14 protein-coding genes are annotated in these 21,368 nt (G+C 41.2%); 10 read left to right on the top strand and 4 right to left on the bottom strand.

All coding sequences use genetic code 11. From position 1 onward, the window contains the following. Nucleotides 1–7: 7 nt before the first annotated feature. From QVD32_RS01400 to QVD32_RS01385, 4 genes are all read right to left on the bottom strand, one after another. Nucleotides 8–2,698, bottom strand: coding sequence for a hypothetical protein (locus QVD32_RS01400; protein ID WP_021890996.1), 2,691 nt, complete (start codon nt 2,696–2,698; stop codon nt 8–10). Between the two features lie 131 nt (nt 2,699–2,829). After that, the gene (locus QVD32_RS01395; RefSeq protein WP_021890995.1) at nt 2,830–3,876 is read right to left on the bottom strand and encodes a uroporphyrinogen decarboxylase family protein; all 1,047 of its coding nucleotides are present in this window, start codon (nt 3,874–3,876) and stop codon (nt 2,830–2,832) included. 15 nt (nt 3,877–3,891) lie between these two features. After that, nucleotides 3,892–4,893, bottom strand: coding sequence for a uroporphyrinogen decarboxylase family protein (locus QVD32_RS01390; RefSeq protein WP_021890994.1), 1,002 nt, complete (start codon nt 4,891–4,893; stop codon nt 3,892–3,894). A gap of 14 nt (nt 4,894–4,907) precedes the next feature. Further along, on the bottom strand, nt 4,908–7,076 hold the full coding sequence (locus tag QVD32_RS01385; protein WP_021890993.1) for an SGNH/GDSL hydrolase family protein: 2,169 nt from the start codon (nt 7,074–7,076) through the stop codon (nt 4,908–4,910). A 465-nt stretch (nt 7,077–7,541) separates the two neighbouring features. On the opposite strand from QVD32_RS01385, the gene QVD32_RS01380 reads away from it, so the two are divergent. The 10 genes from QVD32_RS01380 (at nt 7,542) to QVD32_RS01335 (ending at nt 21,327) form a co-directional block, all read left to right on the top strand. Next, the gene (locus QVD32_RS01380) at nt 7,542–12,797 is read left to right on the top strand and encodes a choice-of-anchor J domain-containing protein (protein WP_118687404.1); all 5,256 of its coding nucleotides are present in this window, start codon (nt 7,542–7,544) and stop codon (nt 12,795–12,797) included. A 139-nt stretch (nt 12,798–12,936) separates the two neighbouring features. Further along, nucleotides 12,937–14,091, top strand: coding sequence for a sensor histidine kinase (locus tag QVD32_RS01375; protein ID WP_021890991.1), 1,155 nt, complete (start codon nt 12,937–12,939; stop codon nt 14,089–14,091). Nucleotides 14,092–14,248: 157 nt separating this feature from the next. Then, on the top strand, nt 14,249–14,836 hold the full coding sequence (locus tag QVD32_RS01370) for a YceD family protein (protein ID WP_046409980.1): 588 nt from the start codon (nt 14,249–14,251) through the stop codon (nt 14,834–14,836). A 12-nt stretch (nt 14,837–14,848) separates the two neighbouring features. Continuing rightward, nucleotides 14,849–15,034, top strand: a complete 186-nt coding sequence (gene rpmF, locus QVD32_RS01365) for a 50S ribosomal protein L32 (RefSeq protein WP_008861440.1) — start codon at nt 14,849–14,851, stop codon at nt 15,032–15,034. Nucleotides 15,035–15,109: 75 nt separating this feature from the next. Continuing rightward, entirely contained in the window at nt 15,110–16,102 is a 993-nt protein-coding gene (locus QVD32_RS01360) for a beta-ketoacyl-ACP synthase III (RefSeq protein WP_021890989.1), read from the top strand. A gap of 157 nt (nt 16,103–16,259) precedes the next feature. Next, a complete protein-coding gene (gene era, locus QVD32_RS01355; protein WP_021890988.1) occupies nt 16,260–17,144 on the top strand; it encodes a GTPase Era in 885 nt (294 codons plus the stop codon). Nucleotides 17,145–17,192: 48 nt separating this feature from the next. Further along, on the top strand, nt 17,193–18,506 hold the full coding sequence (der, locus tag QVD32_RS01350) for a ribosome biogenesis GTPase Der (RefSeq protein ID WP_008861437.1): 1,314 nt from the start codon (nt 17,193–17,195) through the stop codon (nt 18,504–18,506). A 132-nt stretch (nt 18,507–18,638) separates the two neighbouring features. Beyond that, nucleotides 18,639–19,814, top strand: a complete 1,176-nt coding sequence (locus QVD32_RS01345; RefSeq protein ID WP_021890987.1) for a hypothetical protein — start codon at nt 18,639–18,641, stop codon at nt 19,812–19,814. After that, nucleotides 19,808–20,422, top strand: a complete 615-nt coding sequence (locus tag QVD32_RS01340; protein WP_008861435.1) for a M15 family metallopeptidase — start codon at nt 19,808–19,810, stop codon at nt 20,420–20,422. The genes QVD32_RS01345 and QVD32_RS01340 overlap by 7 nt, the downstream gene beginning before the upstream one ends. Further along, nucleotides 20,422–21,327, top strand: a complete 906-nt coding sequence (locus QVD32_RS01335; protein WP_118687403.1) for a S66 peptidase family protein — start codon at nt 20,422–20,424, stop codon at nt 21,325–21,327. The genes QVD32_RS01340 and QVD32_RS01335 overlap by 1 nt, the downstream gene beginning before the upstream one ends. The last annotated feature ends 41 nt before the right edge of the window (nt 21,328–21,368 follow it).

Genomic DNA, 21,368 nt, shown 5'->3' with positions numbered 1-21,368 from the left:
TGGATTATTAGAAGTTGATTATTTTATAAGAAGTATTGCCTATTTTAATGAGATGTACTCCATTCTCTGCCGGAATGGAGTAACTCCCGTTTACGTTTTCTGCAAAGTGCAGTAATTTACCGTCGACAGAGAAAAGATAGACAGGCATGTTCTTAACGCCTTCAATATAAATATATCCGTTTTCGGCGGTTACCGAGATGTCGTTGTTTGTTATATATTCGATTCCCGAAACTTCTTCGGTGCTAAATATAAAATTGTCGAAGAAAGAAGTGTCGAGAACGTTCAGCCGGTCTGAATAATTTAGATTGGGATAGATGTCGATGCTTGTAATGATTTGACCGACATGATTCGACAAGTTCAGACCGTACCTAAACCATTCTCTTTTTTCGTAACAGGAAAAGTGTCCGACTGCTTTTTCTCCCGAAAGGAAATTGACGACTATCTTGATTTCGGATTGTCCTGTCGGGCGGTAATATGAGAAGAGCAGGTTGTGGTTACTTTCGGGAACTTGTACAAATGGATATAAATTTAATTGTGCGGACAAGTCTTGACCGGCATCGTTTGTTAATATATTTATTTGGCAGGCTTTATCGCTGGGATTGTTTTCTTGTATTTTGGGATTTGAAGCAATGGAAGACATTATGGAGGAATTGGCCGGAATAACTTTTACAAAAGAATTCAAATATTCGAAGTCGATGTCCAGAATTTGTCGGTATTGTTGGTCGTTGTTTGTTGTAATTTCTTGTAAATCGATAGGGGAATTTTCTGTATTGGATAGAAAGATGTTGTCAAAAATCAAAGATTCGGTGTCGAGAGTGGAAGTCGTCGCTGAATCTCTATAAGGATATATGATGATGTAATCCAGTGTTTTACCGATTAGAGGCGTTAGGTTCAGTTGTAACTCCTCCCATTCTCTATGAGGAATTTCGAATTCGTAGCCCAATAGTCTGTCTTCATTTTGTATATGTAAGGCAATGGCGATTTTTGCCGGTCTACTCCTGTACAACTGAATATTGAGCAGTGGAAAATCTTCACTGATTAGGATTTTATTGAGCGGAAATATAGTACTGAAACAATCTCGGGGATTGTATTCGTCGTTAATTAGAATTTCGGAGTATCCGGCATTGTCGCTGGTATTAGGGTCTCGTTTGCGGGGATTAGAACCTACATAGGTTCTAATCCCTTTGTTATAGTCGCCGAGAAGCATATACCCGTCTTGCGATTCAAAGTCGATGGTTAGAGTAGACTGTGTTTCGGACGTATTTGTCTCCAACGGTTCTAAGGTAGTGATGAATATACCTTCTTCCATAGGAACTTCCACCGTGATTCCGGTAGAAAGATTTTGATCGGTTATTTTTTCATACGGAAGAGACAACGCAGCGCCATCTCCGCAGCTGTTGCGGTTGAACCGATAAATGTAAAGAGGTTTGGTACAATCGACCTTAAAGGTAATGGATTGTGTTTTGCTTTGAGCATCCATACGTCGATTGACTGCGACAAACGAGTAATCTTCGGAGCCGATGCGGGCTCCGAGTATACGAATATCTTTGCGCCCTTCCAGTTCGGTCATTTTGAGAATTTTTGCTCCACGGGGAAAGTAACGGCACATCAGTTGCCATGTGTAGTACCAGGGACGTAAAGTCATACCGCCATAAGTTCCGGCATTGTTCCACATGCCGGCATTTTTATTCTGTTCCAGCCCGTCGATAGCCCAAGCCAATCCCGATGCCATGCCCGAACGGGCAAGTTGTATGCCGTAGTCCCAAAAACCTAATGCATATTCGTAGGTGTCGATTCGACAATGAGCCGGAGCATCGGCAACAGGCCAGTCGATAAAAGGGACTCCGATGGGAGCCATTTCCGACACATGGACGGGTTTGTTGAAATTGTCGTATTTATAGACATTTGCGAGATAGTTTGCAAAAGTCGTTTCAATGGTGCGATTATATAATTGATTGTAAGTATCGTCGGGCGTATCGTTCAGGTAGTTATGGAAATCATAGGCTGACAGTTGATCTGCGTTGTATTGTGCAGGTTTCCATATCCAGTCGCTCCATGAATCGGCTCCCGACAGAAAATTTGTGGGTAAGCCACGTTTCTCCAATTCGGTGTAAAGTTTTTTTATCATGGTACTCCAATCTTCGTAAGAGATACCTACTCCCAAAGGCTCGTTCGAGGGCGCATAACTGGTAATGATTTTGTCGTAACCTTTTGTTCTAAAAAGATACTCGATGAGGTCGGCTTGCAGTTGGGCACATTCGTCGGTCGTGTAAAATTGTTTATAATCCTCTCCGTTATATCCGACACCCCAGAAACCACTCATAACTTTAATGTCGTGTTCCTTATAAAGGTCCATAATTTTGAAATAGGCCTGCATGTATTTGCTATCCCAATTATAAGTTCCGATGGGCAGATTATTCCCATCATCGTCTTTGTTGAACCAATCGCGGATTACCGGTAAGCGGACTAACGAAGGTTTGATGGCAAGGATCCGTTCTGTCGTGGTTTTCCATAAATCATCGGACCACGGCTTAAAGGTGTTACCGTCGCTTTCGCGGGCGAATCCCCATTGATTGTACCCGAAACCTTCCCACGGTGTTTGTAATTCTTCCTCAACAGTTGATTCGAATGCTTGTAAATTCGCAGGGACAATCAATGTTGCAATTACAAGGGTAAGTAAAATAAATTTTCGTTTCATGTTATCAAAAGTGTTATAATTTAGAAAACGCGTGCTTCAAATATTTGCGTGACTTATCTTGTTGTGATGAATTAAAATTTTGAGTCGGAGGAACTGGGATAATGGCTCGCGATATAGATAAATCCTTTTTGTTATTTTTCTTTTCTTCGAATTTGTTTGACGGCATCGATCATTCCTCTGAATCCATCGACAGAGACATAAGAAGCGATGGAATTACCCGAACCTAATCCGTAACCCTTGCAAATGCGCCGGTATTCTGTGCCTTTTCTCAATACTTCGTCATATACGGATTGATAGGTTCCCAACGAAAGCAGATTTACATCGAAGCCTCCAAAAAGTCCTATTTGACCGTTATATCGTTTTATCCATTCGTCGAAAGGAGCGATCTGGTCTTCGTTGCTATGCTTTGCGTCGATTCCCAAAGTTATGATGTCGGGCATTATTTCGAATATGTTACCGCAACTGTGCAGAAGAAATTTTTTTTCTGCATGATGTACCAAGTCTATTATACGCTTGGTTTGAGGAAGTATGTGGTTGATGATGGTTGTCGGTTCGAGCATAGTTGATGTGCGGTGTCCCAAGTCGTCGCCCATACGGAAAAAAATGAAGATGTCGCTGTATTCTTGTATCATTTTGGACCATAATTCGACGTATAAGTCACCGATACGAATAAAAAGGTCGCGGAACAAATCGGGGTCTATGTATTGCATGATACACAGATTCTCGTAACCTACCAAATCTTGGGCGGATTCGAAAATGCCATACCCGCATCCTCCATATGCTTTCATTCCTGTTGGCAAGACTTTTCTGATAGCGTCGAGTTTGGGTTTGTTCGCTTCCCAAAACAAATGGGGTATTTCGTCGAAGGGATAGCGCTCAAAATCTGATCGGGTTTGAATGGGGCCTAATTTTCCTCCCATAATTGCACCGTGCTCCGGGAAAACGTCGCAGATTGGAGCTTCGAAGTCAAAGGCATCGTAGGTATTATTTTTCCAAAACTCCGTTACTTTTTTGAAAAAGTATTCTGGTTCTGTTTCTCGGTAACCGATAAGTTCTTCTCCTGTAAATTTCTCTATAAATTCAATATCGATGTGATGTTCATATAGAGGGAGATACTTTGGCTTTTTGTTATAAAGGACATCGAGAATGTTGTTTGCATTCGGCTGAAACTGTTCCATGTTTTGAGAGAATTTTTAGTCGTTCCAATGGGTTAAACCGGCTTTGATATTTTCCAGTGGCATATCGGGTCCGGCTTCGAATTGCCCGATGAGGCCACCATTTACCCATAGAGCTTCTTTCATTTTGTGTACGGCGTCGATTACATCTTCGACACTTCCTTCGGGGAGTATGTGCTGACGACATATTTCGCCCCAGTTTGTAATACGTCCGTTGCATTTTTCGGAGACTTTGTCTAATCCCATGCACCACACTTGACTATTGATGGCATCTACTCCTATCTCGATCAAGTCGTCGTATAGTTCCAAAATGTAGCCGTCGCTATGCATAAAAACGAATTTACCGGCAGTATGGACTTTGTCAAAAAACCGTTTGTATAAAGGTTTATATTGTTTTCTCCATGTTTCAGGCGAGATTAATAAAGAGCGTTGTGAGCCCCAGTCGTCTCCGAAAATTATTCCGTCGACTTCTAATTTGAGCCATTCGTCTAAATAGGTGTTATAAAAATCTTCGACAATTTCCATTAGTTTGAAATATTCCGGAGATTCAATCAACGTATCCATGAAAAGGTTTTCTGTACCACGAAGGTATTGCATACGTTCGAATAAGCTAATCCAACCGCCTAAGATAAATTTGTCTTTATGAGTGTCGATGAATGCTTTTGTCTTTTCAAATCCAGAGATGCCTGATAAAAATAATTTTTTGGGACTTTCATAGTTCCAAACTTTATTGAAATCGGCAAAAGGATATTCTTTTACTTCTCCGATAATACCTGCTTGGTGATTTACCCAAGTCGATCCCCAACAATCGGTATAACTGCCGATTTGGTAGTGACGTGCGTCTTCGGTGGGGTCGTCGAACGGAGCGGAGAGAATATCGATTTCGCAGCGATTGATGATGTCGTCAAGCGCTTGTCCGTATTTTAGTTTTGCGGCGGGCAGTTGCCACAGGTTTACCGGAATCCATTCCGGATTGTCATGTCGAAGGGTTCGTATTACATTTTCTTTGGCTGTCATCATAGCGGAATGGGTAGTTATATATTGCATTTAAATGTCTTGTCGCCGATTTGTATTAAATAATTGCCATTGTTGAAATAGATATTCTCATTATTGGTCGAGATGTTTTGTCGATATAGTAGTTTACCGGATAGATCGAAAATATTGACTTGCTCTCCGATTGCATTTTTGATTATGATTTGATTGGATACAACGGAACAGTCGATTTCGTTGTTCCTTAATTCGTTAATAGTCGTGGGATCGCCTTCGTTTTTGAATAGAAAATATTCATTGTCGGCTATATCGGAGGTAGAGGCCGTTATAATGTTGTCTTTTTGAGACAAATATTTTCCGTTAGCCAAAGCCCGTATTGCAGCTTTTTCACCTTTGTCTATGTAGAGGAATTTTGAGGCGGTGTCGAGATTCGATGAAAGTTCCAAAGCGCCGGTAGCAGCATTGACCGATAGATATGAATTGTTTTCGTTGAAGGCGATATATCCGTCGTCGGTATGAGAAACATTAAAACCTGTACCGTTCGGATTCATCGTAATGTCATTATTGCTGATCGTTAACCTAAGATTGTTGGCAACGTTTTCCAAATAGTATCGTCCATTCCAATAGCTTCTTTCCCCCGAAACGGCAATACATACAATTTCGAATTTTTTGTTTTCCAACAGTTTGATGTGGAGTATATGTTCTCCGATTCCCAAATCGGTCAATACGATTTGGTCGATGTGTTCTCCGTTAGAGCCGTCAATGACTACGGCCGGATTGTCGTCTACCCAAATTTGGGCCGTTCCGAAATTTTCGTTTGCCGGGCGTTTCCAATATGTGACGGCAGCAACGTCTCCGTTAATTTTAAATTGAAGTTCACTGTTTGCAATTTCGCTTCTCCAACCTTTTCCTGTGCCGAAATCCCAAATAGAACCTCCCGCCGTCCAGACACCTGTTTGGACCGGGGTTATATCGGTTTCGCTCAAATAAAATGCATCTTCTAAAATGTTGCTATATAGCGGAGCTGGTAGTGATGCCATTCGATCGATGTTCGATGCTTTTTTCCCTTCAAGTAGTTCGGTCGCTATTAGGTCGGCGATTTTTTGATGTGCGGTTGTATTGGGGTGTATGCCATCACCGCCGATGAGTGTAGAGGTTTGGTAATAGTCCAGCCATGTTTTTTCTCCTTTGATTATTTCGTCTTTTATGGCATCGTTGTAACTGACGATCGGAATTTGACAATGTTGAGCGATGGGATATTGACGTTCGATTTTTGAAATCCCAGCTTGCGTGCATAGCATTAGCGATATAACGGCTGGCTCACCCGGGTTTTTCCAACATTTCCGTATCAGGCTTTCGTAAGAATCCAGATAAATATCTTCGAGTTGATCGTTGCAGGCATATTCGATTATAATCAAATCGGGGTTGAATCGTAATAGTTTCTCTTCGGCACGGATACACCCGAAATAGGAATTCGTAGAACCGATACCGATATTGATGAAATTGACGTCGATTCCAAAAGTCGATTCGAACCAAGTCTTTAATCGGGCTCCGTAACAATTGGTCTCCATCGGTTCGGCGTTGGCTCCGGCAGTCATCGAACCACCTATGACACCGATGGTAATGTCATTACCGCTTTCAGCTTTTTCCAATAGCTTTTGAACCCGGTAATAGTTCGTTTTTTCGTTGTAATTCTTCGCTTGATAGCCATCTCCATAATATACTATGTTTCTTAATAATTCTATGTCGGATTGGGCATCTAAATAGATAACGACCTGAGTCGCATCTTCCGGTATCAAGCTGTCTTTTAAAGTACATTGATATAGTCCATGCCCTTTATCCGTTATTTCTGGATAACCGTTGTCCCAACCTTCCACATATTTGGTTTCTTCTCCGGCCGAATTTTTTACGGCCAAAGTGGGACGTAGTCCGGTCGGAGAATAGTAATCGACAATTATTTCATGAGCAATTTCATTTTCGGGCAGTTCATAAACTAAGAATGAGTAGTTTGATGGATCGTCGATTTTCAATCGATAGATGTCTCCGGCTCGTTGTGCCCAATCGTCGGTCGTTCCAGAAATCAATTTTGAGTTACCAATCCAAGTTATTTTATAGGTATCTTCGAATTCGTCATATATGCGTCCTGCGTATAGTAATTGGATACTGCATAGTAATAGAGATAATGTTAGGCATTTAAATATGTTCACTTTCATGATAGGTAGTATTAAGTTTTTGTTTTATCGTTTGTATGTTTTTTATGCAAAATTAGAATGGGTATTTGAAATATTATGATATGATTGAGTTAAAGGGTAATATTTTTTTGAACAGTTTATTGTTTAATGATGAAGTAATATTTGATTTTCAAAATAGTATTATATATGTTCTGAATAGAACCAATGGGTATAGATGGAAGATATGAAGTGTTTTTTTTCGTTTATTATTTTTATGATTGATGTCCGATTTACAATGAAATTTTTTATAATTTAAAATATTTGTGTCGCTTTATTTTGTAAAATTATATATACATAATACCTAAATGTGGGTATTATATAGTATATATATTATATTTAATTTTGCATAAAATTTTGTGGAACTATTTATAGGCAAATCATTTATTGTGTAGCATTTGTAAGAGCTGTTTATTTTGGAATCAAAATATATAATTAAGTAGTGTTTTTATGAAGTTATCAAGTACTAAATTAAAGGTTTTTGGAGGTTGGATCGTTGTGCTTATGTGTATAATGGTTTTTTCTTCCAAAGTTTTAGGGTCGGAATCTATTCCGAAAGAACGTGAAAATTATCAATTTACAGAACGGAGTGTACCTCTTAAATCAGGTAAAGCGCAGGTTCGTAAATATAGAAAGCGCTCGTCTCGAAATCCAGTGGGAATTATTAATATCTCTAAGTTGCCGGCTCGTACTCGTGTTGCCAAAATTAATGCACAAAATTCACCGGCGAATTTGTTCGGCTTTTTGGCAGCTACTAATAGTTATGAAGAGAGGGATTATGGTATCTACTCGATTAATCCTAATACCGGAGATTATTCTAAGCTGTATGACGTAGAGGAATATGGTGAAGGCGAAGGCGGTGGAACTTACGCTAATGGAAAATTCTATTTATCGGTTTTTGACGAGTTTTACTGGTCGGGTATCAATTCTGCAAAATTAGTAGTCGTAGATGTCGTGACAGGTGATAAACAAGTTATAGAAAAAGAGGCGGAATATCCTAATGCTGCGGTGAATATGACCTATGATCCGGTCAATGATGTTGTTTATTCAATTAATTATGATGAGGCCGGGGAGGCTTATACGTTGAGTAAATTGGATCTCCAAACATTGGATTTTACAGTTGTCGCTCCAATGGAAAATTCTTATCGGGGAATGTGTATCGATGGAGAAGGGCAAATGTATGTAATCGATGATTATGGCGATGTATATAAGTTTGATAAAGAGTCTGCCGTACAGGGGGAGAAAGTAGTGAGTACAGGTTTTTTCCCTGAATATTCTCAATCGTGTTGTTGGAGCCCTCTCGATCGTAAAATCTATTGGGCTGCTTGTAATTGGAGTGAAAGCGAGTTGATTGTAATAGATCCGGTCTCGAAAGAGTTTTATACGCAATTGACTTTTGACAATGGAGAGGAGTGGATTGGCTTGTACACGACAGATCCTTTTTCTGATCCTTCTGCTCCGGCTGCTGCTGAAAATTTGAGTATATCCTATGCGACTCCGGGTGCGACGACAGCCCGAATTTCGTGCGATCTTCCTACAAAGACTGCCGGTGGTAATGAACTGAAAGGATTGGTAAATGTCGCCATAGTAGTCGATGGCGATACTGTCCAGATAAAGGAAAACCAAAGTCCCGGTGCGGAATTTTCTATATCTCTTGCATTAACGAATGGATTACATGTATTGAAAGTAATTTGTTTGAATAGTGGCGGAGAGGGGGTTGCAGCTTCGATAAAAACTTTTACCGGAGAAGATATGCCCCAAATTCCAACCGAAGTGACCGCTGTTGCCGAAGAATCTGGGAAAGTAACCCTTTCTTGGACATTACCCGAAGCCGGTATTAATGGAGGTTGGGTAAACTTGACAAAAGTTTCGTATGACATTCTTCGTAATGGAGAGTCGTTATCGACCGACATAAAAGAGACAACTTATATCGATAATCTTCCCGAGAATGAGTTAAAGTCTTACAAGTATACTGTAATCGTGAAGTTCGGCGGAGAAGAGTGTGGGTCGGTCGAGAGTAATTCGGTCGTTTTTGGGAAAGCCGTTTCGCTTCCTTATGAACAAACTTTCGAAGATGCATCGTCATTCGATTTGTTGAACATAATCGATAATAATGGCGATGGTGTGACTTGGCAATTCGATACGGGTCAATTTAGTGCGGGTTATACTTTCTCTGCCGATAATGCTGCTGATGATTATTTGGTATTGCCTAAAATGACTTTTAAAGCTTATAATGTTTATCAGCTTTCGTTCGATATTTGTTCAGGCTCGGGGTATAATGCAGAAATTATTGGTGTTAAAGTGGGAGCGGAGCCTTCCGTAGAATCGTTATCTACGATTGTTATGGAACCGACGGAAATTATGGCGGATGCGTCTTCTCCGAGACATATTGTACTTACCTACGTGCCAGAAGCGAACGGGCAAGGAAATTTTGCAATTCATTGTACAAGCGTTGCCGATCGTTTTGGAGTTAATGTAGATAATATTCGTGTGGAAGAATTCGGAAGTATTTATGCTCCGAAGGGCGTAACCGATTTTGTGGTGACGGCAGATCAAGCAGGATTACAGAAAGCTACAATGAGTTTTGTCGTTCCGAAAGAAAATTATCAAGGAGAACCTCTTTCGTCTGTTTCTAAAATTGAAATCTTGCGTAATGGGAAGTTAATCAAAACGTTTGAAAATCCGGTTTTGGGAGCGACATTAACGTATGAAGACGAACATTCGGACTTTGGGTTTAACACATATAGTGTTGTAGCTTATAGTGGAGAAAATGCCGGTGTAAAAGTGGAACAAACGGTATTCTGCGGTATTTATTCTTTACCTTATATGGTAGCACCGACTCAACAGGAGTTTTCTTTGTTTACGATCAAGGATAATAATAACGATGATAATACTTGGTACTACGATATAAGCGACGGTTCGTTGAAGTATGCTTATTGTTCGAATTCGGCCGATGATTATGTCATAACGCCGGCCATCGAATTGGGAACCGCCCATATGATAGAGGTCGTGTTTGACGCTAAGGCCGGTGTAATGGGTTCTGAGAAATTGGAAGTGACTTATGGTAAATCGGATAAGCCGGAAGATCAACAAAAGGCTCAGACATTTGATTTGACGAACAAGGAATATCAAACTTTTACAGCTACCTTTGAAGTTACAGAGCATGGCCGTTATTATGTCGGATTCCATGCAATTTCCGATCCAGATCAATTTACCTTGAATATAAAAAATATAGAGGTGCGTAACGGTTCGTTGATGAAAGCTCCGGCCGCTGTTACAGAATTAAAGGCTACTCCCGCTGCACAAGGGGGGCTTTCGGCAACGCTGAGTTTCCGGTTGCCTACTCAAAGCTTGAACGGTGAAGAGCTGACTGGTACGGTCGATGTGACCGTGAAGCGTGTCGACGGGTTTGTGGTCGCTGAATTTACGGGTAAACAACCAGGCGAAGTTCTTTCTTGTAATGATGAGAATGCGGTTCAGGGAAATAACGTTTATACTGTGGTGGCCAAGAATGAGTTTAGTGAAGGAGGAACAGCTACGGTAAAGTGTTATTGCGGTATCGATGTTCCAAGCATTGTGTCGAACTTTACAGCTTTACCCTCTTCCGATAATTTGAAGGCCGAGTTATCGTGGAGTGTTCCTACGGTTGGTGTGCATAATGGTTATTTCCAGCCATCTGATATTACGTATAAGATTTATGAGTATGTGGGTACGAGTTATAGAGAAGTGGGAACTACCACAGCCCTTTCTTATACGGCTACTCCGTCCTCTTCTAAACTCGATTCTTATACTTTCCTTGTCTCTGCTACTACTATCGGGGGCGAAGGCGAGGCTGCGTTAGATAATGTCGTATTGGGAATCCCTTATACGATGCCTTTCGAGGAAAACGGTGTGAATAATATGACAACAACTTATCCTTGGATTATGGGGGCATTGAGCGGACAAGCCGAGTGGGGATTGACGAATTATATTCGCAGTCTCGGTTTGGAGCCGGAAGATGGAGGAATGTTCGTTTGCCATTCTCAATCGGGTAAGGGAGAAGCTCGTTTACAAGTCCCCAAATTAAATTTGGGTGGTTTTAATGCTCCTACATTGACATTTTTATTATATCGTTACCAGAATGCTGCCGGAAAATTATCGGTGAAAGTGACTGCCGATGATAAAGCATATACCGAGGTTTATAGCGCCAATACAGCCTCTTTTCTTCCGGGTTGGACCGTATGCAAAGTAAATTTGGCTCAATATAAAGATTATCCGTGGATTGCAATTGTGTTTGATGGAGCTGTTTCTAATGGTAGTGATTATGTAATCATCGATAATATGGCAGTTGCTAATGAGTCGGAATTTGATGCGAAACTCGAAAGTATCAAAGGTGTTCGTCGTCCTGTCGTGGGTGAATCTGAAAATTATACGGTTGTCGTTAAAAATAACGGGAAGCAGTCGATAACTTATGATGTGAATCTTTATGTAGATGAGACTCTGGTTCAAACTCTTTCTCGGACGGAGGCTTTGGCGCAGGGAGAAACAGCCGATCATTTATTTACGGTTACTCCTACGGCTGAAATGATAGGCAAAGAAACTCCTATTAAAGCAGAGGTTATAGCAAAAGAGTCTGATGAGATCCCAGAAAATAATATATTGGAGGCAATAATAATCGCTTCTCAATCAGAGTTGCCTGTTATTACCGACCTAGTCGGGGAGAAAACAGAGAAGGCTCATGAACTGTCTTGGACAAAGCCTACATTGACCCCCGAGCCGATGGTAGATGATTTCGAAGGTTACGAATCGTTTATTTATGAGAATATAGGTGATTATACGGTGGTAGATGGAGATGGCTTGACCTCTGCCGGTATTTTATTTGTAGAATTTCCGAATATGGGTACACCGATGGCGTTTCAAGTCTGGGAACCTCTGGCCGAGGGTGTTGATGTGACTTCGAATAACTGGAAGCCTCATTCTGGTGAAAAATGTTTGGTTTCTTGGGCTGGTTTGAGTTATGACGGTCTGACGCCTCAAAATGACGACTACTTGATTTCTCCTGAAATTATAGGAGGAACAAACGTGTCGTTCTATGCTACGATTCCTACAACGGAATATACGCCGGAGACGTTTGAAGTGCTTTATTCGACGACAACGACCGATGTAGATGCCTTTGAATTGCTTGCTACGGAATCGGTTCTTAATGTAGGTTGGAAAGAATATTCTTATCAGTTACCAGAGAATGCCCGTTATTTTGCAATTCATTATATCAGTTCAAATAAGTTCGCTTTATTAGTTGATGATTTGTCGTATGTTCCGGTATCGGCGGTAAAAGATTTATCGGTTGTAGGGTATCATGTTTATTGCAATGGACAGAAACTGACTCAAACTCCTATCGTTGAGACGAATTATTCTACTCCGTCTATTGAATATGGAGCTTATCATGTCACTGTTGTTTATGATAAAGGAGAATCGTTCCGCTCGAATACCGTTCGTTTGGGAACATCGGCAGTAGATGAGTTGAACCGAAATGACATCAGGGTTTATGGTATGAACGGTTGCATTATGGCTGAGGGGGTGACAGGAAGAAAAATATCTGTTTATGGCATTGATGGTCGTACGCTCTTTTATATAGAGTCAGAAAGTGATACAGAGAAAATTCCAATGGAAAGAGGCGTTTATCTTGTGAAGGTAGATAATCGAACAATCCGGGTTCAAGTCCGTTAGTCAGCACACTGCTGGTAAAAGTATGAGAAGAGAGGAGCTTTTGAATAACGAAAGGCTCCTCTTTTTTACATTAAGAAGCCGTTGAATAATATTCGAGTCGTGGAACCGTTTATATAATATGTAATACTGAGTGTATATTATGCAAAATATCTATGATGCCCGACAAAAAGGGAAACTGATTTTTTTGTTGATTTCTGTCTTGCTGGTTGGCGGGGTACTTTATGTCTCGAATGACCTTGTAGAAGACTTGTCTATCGAGGAGCGAAAGAAAATGGAAATATGGGCCGAAGCGACGCGTGAATTGGCCAGTGACAAGACTGAAATGAGCATGGAGTTGATATTGAAAGTGATACAGAGCAATACCTCCATACCGGCGATTATCGTCGATGATACCGGCGAAATAAATCAGTACCTTAATTTGAATTTGCCCGAAACGGATACGGAGAAATATTTACAAGAGAAACTGGAACAATTAAAAAGTAAATCCAATTTGATAGAGATCAATTTGGGAGACGGGGAGAAACAGTATCTCTATTATGACGATTCTATTTTGTTAAAGCGGCTATCTTTTTATCCGTACGTGCAGTTGGGTGTTATGGTCCTGTTCGTTTTAATCGTTTATTTTGCGTTGATTAGTACGAAAAAGGCCGAGCAGAATAAGGTGTGGGTGGGATTATCGAAGGAGACTGCTCACCAATTGGGAACTCCTATTTCGTCGTTGATGGCATGGATGGATTTGTTGGAATCGTCGGGTGTGGATCCCTCGTTACTGTCGGATATGAATAAAGATGTGAACCGTCTGTCTGTCATAGCCGAACGCTTTTCTAAAATAGGCTCGAAGCCAGAAATGGAATTGATATATGTCAACGAAGTGCTTGAAAATGCAACAGAATATATGCGTCGCAGAGTTTCCGATAAAGTATTGATTACGACTCATCTCCCTTCTGATGCCGAGGGTGCGATGGTGTGTCTTTCTTTATTTGAATGGGTTATAGAGAATTTGTGCAAGAATGCAGTCGATGCGATGAATGGGGAAGGGCGTATAGATGTTTATATGACATCGGAGAAGCAACAGATTTATATCGATATAAAAGATACGGGCAAGGGGATTGCACGGAAAAATTTCAAAACGGTTTTTAATCCGGGGTACACGACCAAGAAACGGGGTTGGGGACTTGGACTTACTTTGGCAAAACGTATTATAGAGGATTATCATGCCGGACGCATTTATGTGAAAGATTCGGAAGTAGGAAAAGGTACGACATTCAGAATCGAATTGAAGCGAGTCGTTTAGTCGGGCTGGAAAATCTTTTTTTTTTTGAATGTTGTCGGGGCTAATCGATTATGGCTCTCCATTTGAAAAATTGTGAATGTGAAATAAAAACTACCGAAAAGATTGACTTGTAACGATTATTTTTTATACCTTTGCGGAGTTTTAACGACAAATAGCATTGGGACGATTTAGTGCTTATAAATTACCGCTCAAAAGTATGCCGATAGGTACTCAGGATTTTGAGTATGTATTGGATAATGAGTTCTTTAAGAATATCGAAGGTGAAGATGTTCAAAAAGGAAAGGTGAAGGTGAAATTGACAGTGAAGCGGACGGCGGCTTCTTTCGAACTGGATTTTGATTTGGAAGGAGTTATTCAAATTCCGTGCGATCGCTGTTTGGACGATATGGACCATGAGGTAAAAACCCAAGAAACGCTCTATGTGAAATTCGGTTCGGAATACAGCGAGGAGAGCGATAATGTGGTTGTTATTCCTGAAAGTGACGGGGAATTGAATATTGCATGGTTTTTATATGAGTTCATTGCACTGACAATACCTTTGAAGCATGTTCATCAGGCAGGAAAATGCAATAAATCGATGAGTGCTAAATTGCGTAAACATGCGGCGCGTTCTATGGACGATAGCGACGAAAGTGAAGATGCCGCATCATACGATGATGAAGATGTTGTAGATGAAGTGCCCGGCGAAGGGGAGGAAACTGACCCGAGATGGGACGAATTAAAGAAAATAATAGATAATAATTAAAGTAATAGAAAAATGGCACATCCTAAAAGAAAACAATCGAAAACGAGAACAGCCAAAAGAAGAACTCATGATAAAGCTGTGGCTCCAACTTTGGCAGTTTGTCCTAACTGTGGTGCTTGGCATGTATACCATACTGTATGTGGAGAGTGTGGTTATTACAGAGGAAAATTGGCAATCGAAAAAGAAGCTGCTGTTTAAGCTCTTATCGATAAGTATGTATGGCCCTAAAGCGATTTAGGGCATTTTTTCACACACTAAGCCGATTTTATTATTATGCAGAATGCAAAAATAACGGGAATTGCCTCGTATGTTCCCGATTATGTTTTGACAAACGACGAGTTGTCGCATATGGTTGATACCAACGACGAGTGGATTACTACTCGTGTAGGTATTAAAGAACGTAGAATTTTAAAAGGAGAAGGAACGGGATCTTCCGATTTGGGTGTAAAAGCAGTCGCCGAATTGTTGAAAAAAACAGGAGTAAAGCCCAGTGAAGTGGATTTACTCATTTGTGCTACGTCGAATCCCGATTATCGTTTCCCTTCTACGGCATCGATCGTATTGGAAAAATTGGGGATAAAAACAGCTTATGGGTATGATATACAAGCCGCTTGTGCAGGGTTTATCGTTGCTTTGCAAGCAGGAACTGCCTATATAAAGAGCGGACTGTATAAGCATGTGGTTGTTTTGGCGGCAGAAAAGATGTCGTCGATGGTTAACTATAAGGACCGTTCTACTTGTCCACTGTTCGGTGATGCTGCGGCTTGCGTTATGTTAGAACCTACCGACGAGGAAGTCGGAGTGAAGGATGCCGTGTTGCATACCGATGGTATGGGACTGCCTCATTTGCTGATGAAAGCCGGTGGCGCTGTTCATCCGGCTTCGCACGAGACGGTAGATCATGATGAACATTTTGTTTATCAGGAAGGTCGGGCGGTATATAAGCATGCGGTAACCGATATGCTCACTTCTTCGGAAAGCGTGATGGCTCGCAATGGTTTGTCCGTAGATACGATCGATTATTTTATTCCTCATCAAGCAAATTTGCGTATTATAGAGGCTATTGCCGATCGTATAAAGCTGCCGGAAGAAAAATTATTGGTCAATATTCAAAAGTACGGGAATACGAGTGCATCGTCTATCCCCTTGTGTATGGCCGAATTTGAGCATAAATTCAAAAAAGGAGATAAACTTGTCCTCACGGCTTTTGGCGCAGGATTTACATGGGGAGCTCTTTATCTCATTTGGGGATACGACGCAAAATAAATTTGTCGAGATATAAGAAAGACGCATCTTTTGGCGAAAGAGATGCGTCTTTTCTTGTTTTCGAACAAAAGCGATTATAGGTTGTTTCGTTGGGTAGAATATTTTCACTACTTTTGTATTCAGAAGTTATTGACTTGTAACCGAATAAAACAGAATTATGCATAAGGCCGGATTTGTAAATATTGTCGGGAATCCCAATGTAGGTAAGTCTACGTTGATGAATTCACTGGTCGGAGAACGAATTTCGATTATTACGTCGAAGGCACAGACAACTCGTCATAGAATTATGGGAATAGTGAATACCGAGGATATGCAGATCGTCTATTCCGATACTCCGGGAGTTCTTGTCCCTAATTATAAGTTGCAGGAGTCGATGCTGAATTTTTCTCAGTCGGCATTACTCGATGCCGATATTTTGCTTTATGTGACCGATGTGGTGGAAGCTCCTGCGAAAAACCAATCGTTCCTCGACAAGGTGGCTCGGGAGACGGTTCCTGTATTGGTAGTTATCAACAAGGTCGATTTGCTGAAAGAGCAGAGCGTTCTTGAAACGTTGGTAGAGGAGTGGAAACAGTTGTTGCCGAATGCCGAGATTATACCGGTTTCGGCACAATATAAATTTAACCTCGACTATTTGTTGAAGCGTATTCAGGAATTACTACCTCCGTCACCTCCGTTTTTCGAGAAAGATGCTTTGACCGATAAGCCGGCTCGTTTCTTCGTAACGGAAATTATCCGTGAGAAAATATTGCAGACGTACGATAAAGAGATTCCGTATGCTTGTGAGGTGGCGGTAGAACAATTCCATGAAGAAGAGAATCGTATTCATATTATGGCTGTTATCTATGTGGAGCGAGATTCTCAGAAAGGAATTGTTATCGGGAAAGGCGGTTCGGCTTTGAAGAAGGTAGGGACTTTGGCCCGGAAAGATATCGAAGTGTTTTTTGACAAAAAAGTTTTTCTCGAACTGTATGTAAAAGTGGAGAAAGATTGGCGTAGTCGGGAAAATAAATTGAAAGGTTTCGGGTATATACCTGAATAAAAGATTAAGAAATAAAGGCTGTGAGAGCCGTAAAAAGAAAGTGGAATTATGGGAAATATAGTAGCGATAGTAGGACGCCCGAATGTGGGAAAATCGACTCTTTTCAATCGTCTGACTCAAACTCGTAAAGCGATTGTCAACGAAGAAGCCGGTACGACACGGGATCGACAATACGGTAAGGTCGAGTGGTGCGGTCAGGAATTCTCTGTTATCGATACCGGAGGTTGGGTTGTTAACTCGGAAGATATTTTTGAGGAAGAGATTAACAAACAAGTAGCTTTGGCCATTGAGGAAGCCGATGTTATTTTGTTCATGGTCGATGTGAAAACCGGCGCGGTAGACCTCGACGACCATGTGGCAGCTATATTGCGCCGTTCGGATAAACCGGTGATTTTGGTAGCGAATAAAGCTGATTCGAACGAGTGGCAGTATAACGCCGCCGAATTTTATTCGTTCGGGCTGGGCGATCCTTTTTGTGTGTCGGCAGCCAGCGGTTCGGGAACGGGCGATTTGCTGGACGAGATATTGAAACGTTTTACCAAAAAATCGGAACCCGAGATAGAGGAAAACATTCCTCGTTTTGCGGTGGTGGGACGCCCTAATGCCGGAAAGTCTTCTATCATCAATGCGTTTATTGGCGAAGACCGGTATATTGTTACCGATATTGCCGGTACGACTCGCGATTCGATTTATACCCGATACGATAAATTCGGATTCAATTTTTATTTGGTAGATACGGCCGGCATTCGTAAGAAAGGGAAGGTTACCGAAGATCTCGAATATTATTCGGTGATTCGCTCCATACGAGCTATCGAAGCCTCTGATGTTTGTATTTTGATGATCGATGCTACAAGAGGTATCGAAGGACAGGATTTGAATATCTTTTCGTTGATACAGAAAAATAAAAAGGGTTTGGTGGTTTGTGTCAACAAGTGGGATTTGGTAGAAGATAAATCGAACAAGGCTATTCAAACTTTCGAAAATGCCATACGGGCACGTCTTGCTCCTTTTGTCGATTTTCCCATTGTCTATGCTTCGGCGTTGACTAAGCAACGTATTTATAAAGTTTTGGAGAACGCCGTGCAGGTTTATAAGAACCGGCATACCAAGATACCTACTTCGAAATTAAACGAAGTGTTGCTGAGTGCGATAGAAAATTATCCGCCTCCTGCACATAAAGGCAAGTATGTAAAAATAAAATATGTGACCATGTTGCGGGAGACTTACGTCCCCACGTTCGTGTTCTTTTGTAATTTGCCGCAATGGGTGAAAGACCCGTACAAACGGTATCTCGAAAACAAGATACGGGAGAATTGGAATTTCAGCGGTACACCCATCAATATTTTCATGCGAGAAAAATAAAACTGTTTATAGCTTTTGTCGTTTGTCCCGAAGTCTCACAGATTTCGGGACAGATATTTTAAATACTATTGAAAGATTGCTATTTTTGTGAATAGTAGAGTCTTGATTTTAATTATTTAGAAGTTTTTATATATGGAGGATAAGGGAGAAAGTAAATTCCGGAATGTGATGGAGCGTTATTGGTATGCCCTTTTTATCATTGCTGTCGCATTGGCTGCCGCCGTAATAGGTTTTATTTGTGAGGCATGGAAAATGCAGGAGGGATTTTTGTACGATTTGTTAACGTCTATTATAAGTACGACTATTGCATTTTTCTTGTTTACGTTAACCTATCAGTTACTTACGAAAAGAACCTCTGCCCAGAGTATAGTCGAAGAGATAAAACCTCTTTTGGATCGTCAGCAACAACGAGTGAAGGAAGAGTTTCGAAATGAGGTCGATGATAGTATTGTTAAATCGTTGGGCGCTGAATTGGATATTATTCAGAAGTATGATTCCAAAGAAGTGATTGATGTCGTGAATAATTGTAGCGAGCGATTGCTAGGTAGTCTTTTAGCGAAGAATATGCAGGGGGTATTTTCGTCTATCTTAAAGAACCCGTCATACAGAGACGATATGGTATATGATATTCAAATTATTCCTAATCGAAAAGACGAACTCTACGATGAGGCTGGACAGTACATGAGATGTAAAGATGCTGGATTTTGCATATCGCAATCTTTGCGTTATAAGAAATATTTGAAGAAAGGAACGGAGAATAAGTTGACCAAATTTTCATGCTTTTTTGCTTTTAATGAGAATCCTTTCTTCCAGAAAGAGCAAGGCGAGGTTTTCTTTTTGAGAGAAGAATTGTCGTGTCTTTCTTTTATTGAGTCGTTGAATGTTGAAAATGCAGTTTCTTTATTGAACTATTCGGTAGAATTTTATTTGGGAAATGTTCCAATTTGCGTAAGAGACATAGAAGTGGAGCTCGTGAAGTTGGAAAATTCGGCAACAATAGGTATCAAACTTACCTCTGATATTCCCGACAGAGTATTATGTATCGATGGGGAGTATGTATATTTCGATGCTAAGATAAAATGTTCTTATCCTACATTACGACGGGAATTCTACTTTAAAGTGCCCGAGCTCACGCGCCATGCCGATGTGTCTATTTCTTTACCTTCCTCTAAGGAAGAGCTTCATTTAGTAAGTTTTACCGATAATTATCGGATAGAGTCGTATGGACATAACAGATACTCGTTTAGGCACGGAGAAAACAATAATGAGATTTTATTACCCAATAATGGATTTACAGCCGTATGGTGATCAACTATGAGGAATATTTCGAGCAGGCGGGGTTGGTCGATATTCAAACTGCCATTCCCGATGTGGTCGTAGATTTGAAATACGCTACGGCCGATAATTTTATGGGTGAAATTTTATATCCCGATTTGAGAAAAGCCTATCTATTGCCTCATATGATTTCACGGCTGGCCCGGGTACATGCCCGGTTACAGGAGTTAAAGCCGGGATATAGGTTGGTGATTTACGATGCCGCCCGTCCGTTAAGCATACAGCGCAGAATGTTCGAGCGAGTGCGAGGTACACCGCAAGAGCAGTATGTGGCTAATCCTTACAATGAGGGAGGCTTCCATAATTACGGCATGGCTGTCGATTTATCGATACTCGGTAGCGATGGCGTCGCATTGGACATGGGCAGTCCGTATGATTTTTTTGGAGAAGAAGCGCATACGGTCGACGACGATTATTTATTGAAGACAGGTAGGATAAGCGAGGCGGCTTATCACAATCGACGATTTTTGTATGCAGTCATGCGAGAACAAGAGCTTTATCCGCTTCCTAATGAATGGTGGCATTATCAACATTATGTACAGGAGTCGGATAAGAAACGATTTAAAATATTGGATTTTTGATGATGTACAGACCTCAATTTTTATGCCCCGGCGATAGCGTTTCCATTGTTTCGCCTGCGAGTATTATCAATCCCGATTATGTGAAAGGGGCGACCGGCGTTTTGGAAAGTTGGTCGCTCGGTGTGACTGTTTCTTCTCACTGTCTGGATCATTCGGGCGTTTATTCGGGGACGATAGATGAACGAATGAACGATTTCCGCCATGCGTTGTACGATCCTGCTGTGAAGGCTGTCTTGTGCAGCCGTGGCGGATATGGGGCTGTTCATTTGTTGGACGGATTGACCGATGATATTGCTCGGAATCCGAAGTGGGTTATCGGATTCAGCGACATATCGGCTTTGCATGCTCTCTGTGTGAGCCGTGGGGTGATGTCGTTGCATGCTCCCATGTGCAAGCATTTGACTACCGAGCCGGCGGATAATCGTTGTACGCACTATTTACGGCAAATTTTATTCGGAGAAATTCCCGAATACAAGGAAAATCCTCACCCGTTGAACCGTTGCGGCGAGGGACGGGGAATGTTGGTGGGTGGAAATATGGCGGTTTTGTGCGGATTGATTTCTACTCCGTATGATATATTTTTGCCTGGAACGGTTTTGTTTATAGAAGATATAGCCGAGCCTCCTTACAAAATAGAACGCATGCTTTATAACTTGAAACTGTCCGGTCGTTTGGCTTCGTTGTCGGGATTGATCGTGGGTAGGTTTACCGAGTATACCGAGAACGAAGGTCTGGGTGGTACATTGTATGAGTTGATTCGTAAAATGGTCGATGAGTATGATTATCCGGTATGTTTCGATTTTCCGGTGGGGCATGTCTCGGATAATTTGCCGATGATCGAGGGGGCAGATGTCGTGTTTTCTGTCGGTGAGCGGTCGGTGGATTTATCTTTTTGTATAAAATAGCCGGGATATTTGCGAGTTTTTATCAGAATGTTTATTTTTGA

Source organism: Barnesiella sp. (assembly GCF_022723415.1).
Taxonomy (GTDB): domain Bacteria; phylum Bacteroidota; class Bacteroidia; order Bacteroidales; family Barnesiellaceae; genus Barnesiella; species Barnesiella intestinihominis.
Note: the sequence above shows the minus strand (reverse complement) of the source record. Positions and strands in the feature narration are given on the sequence as shown.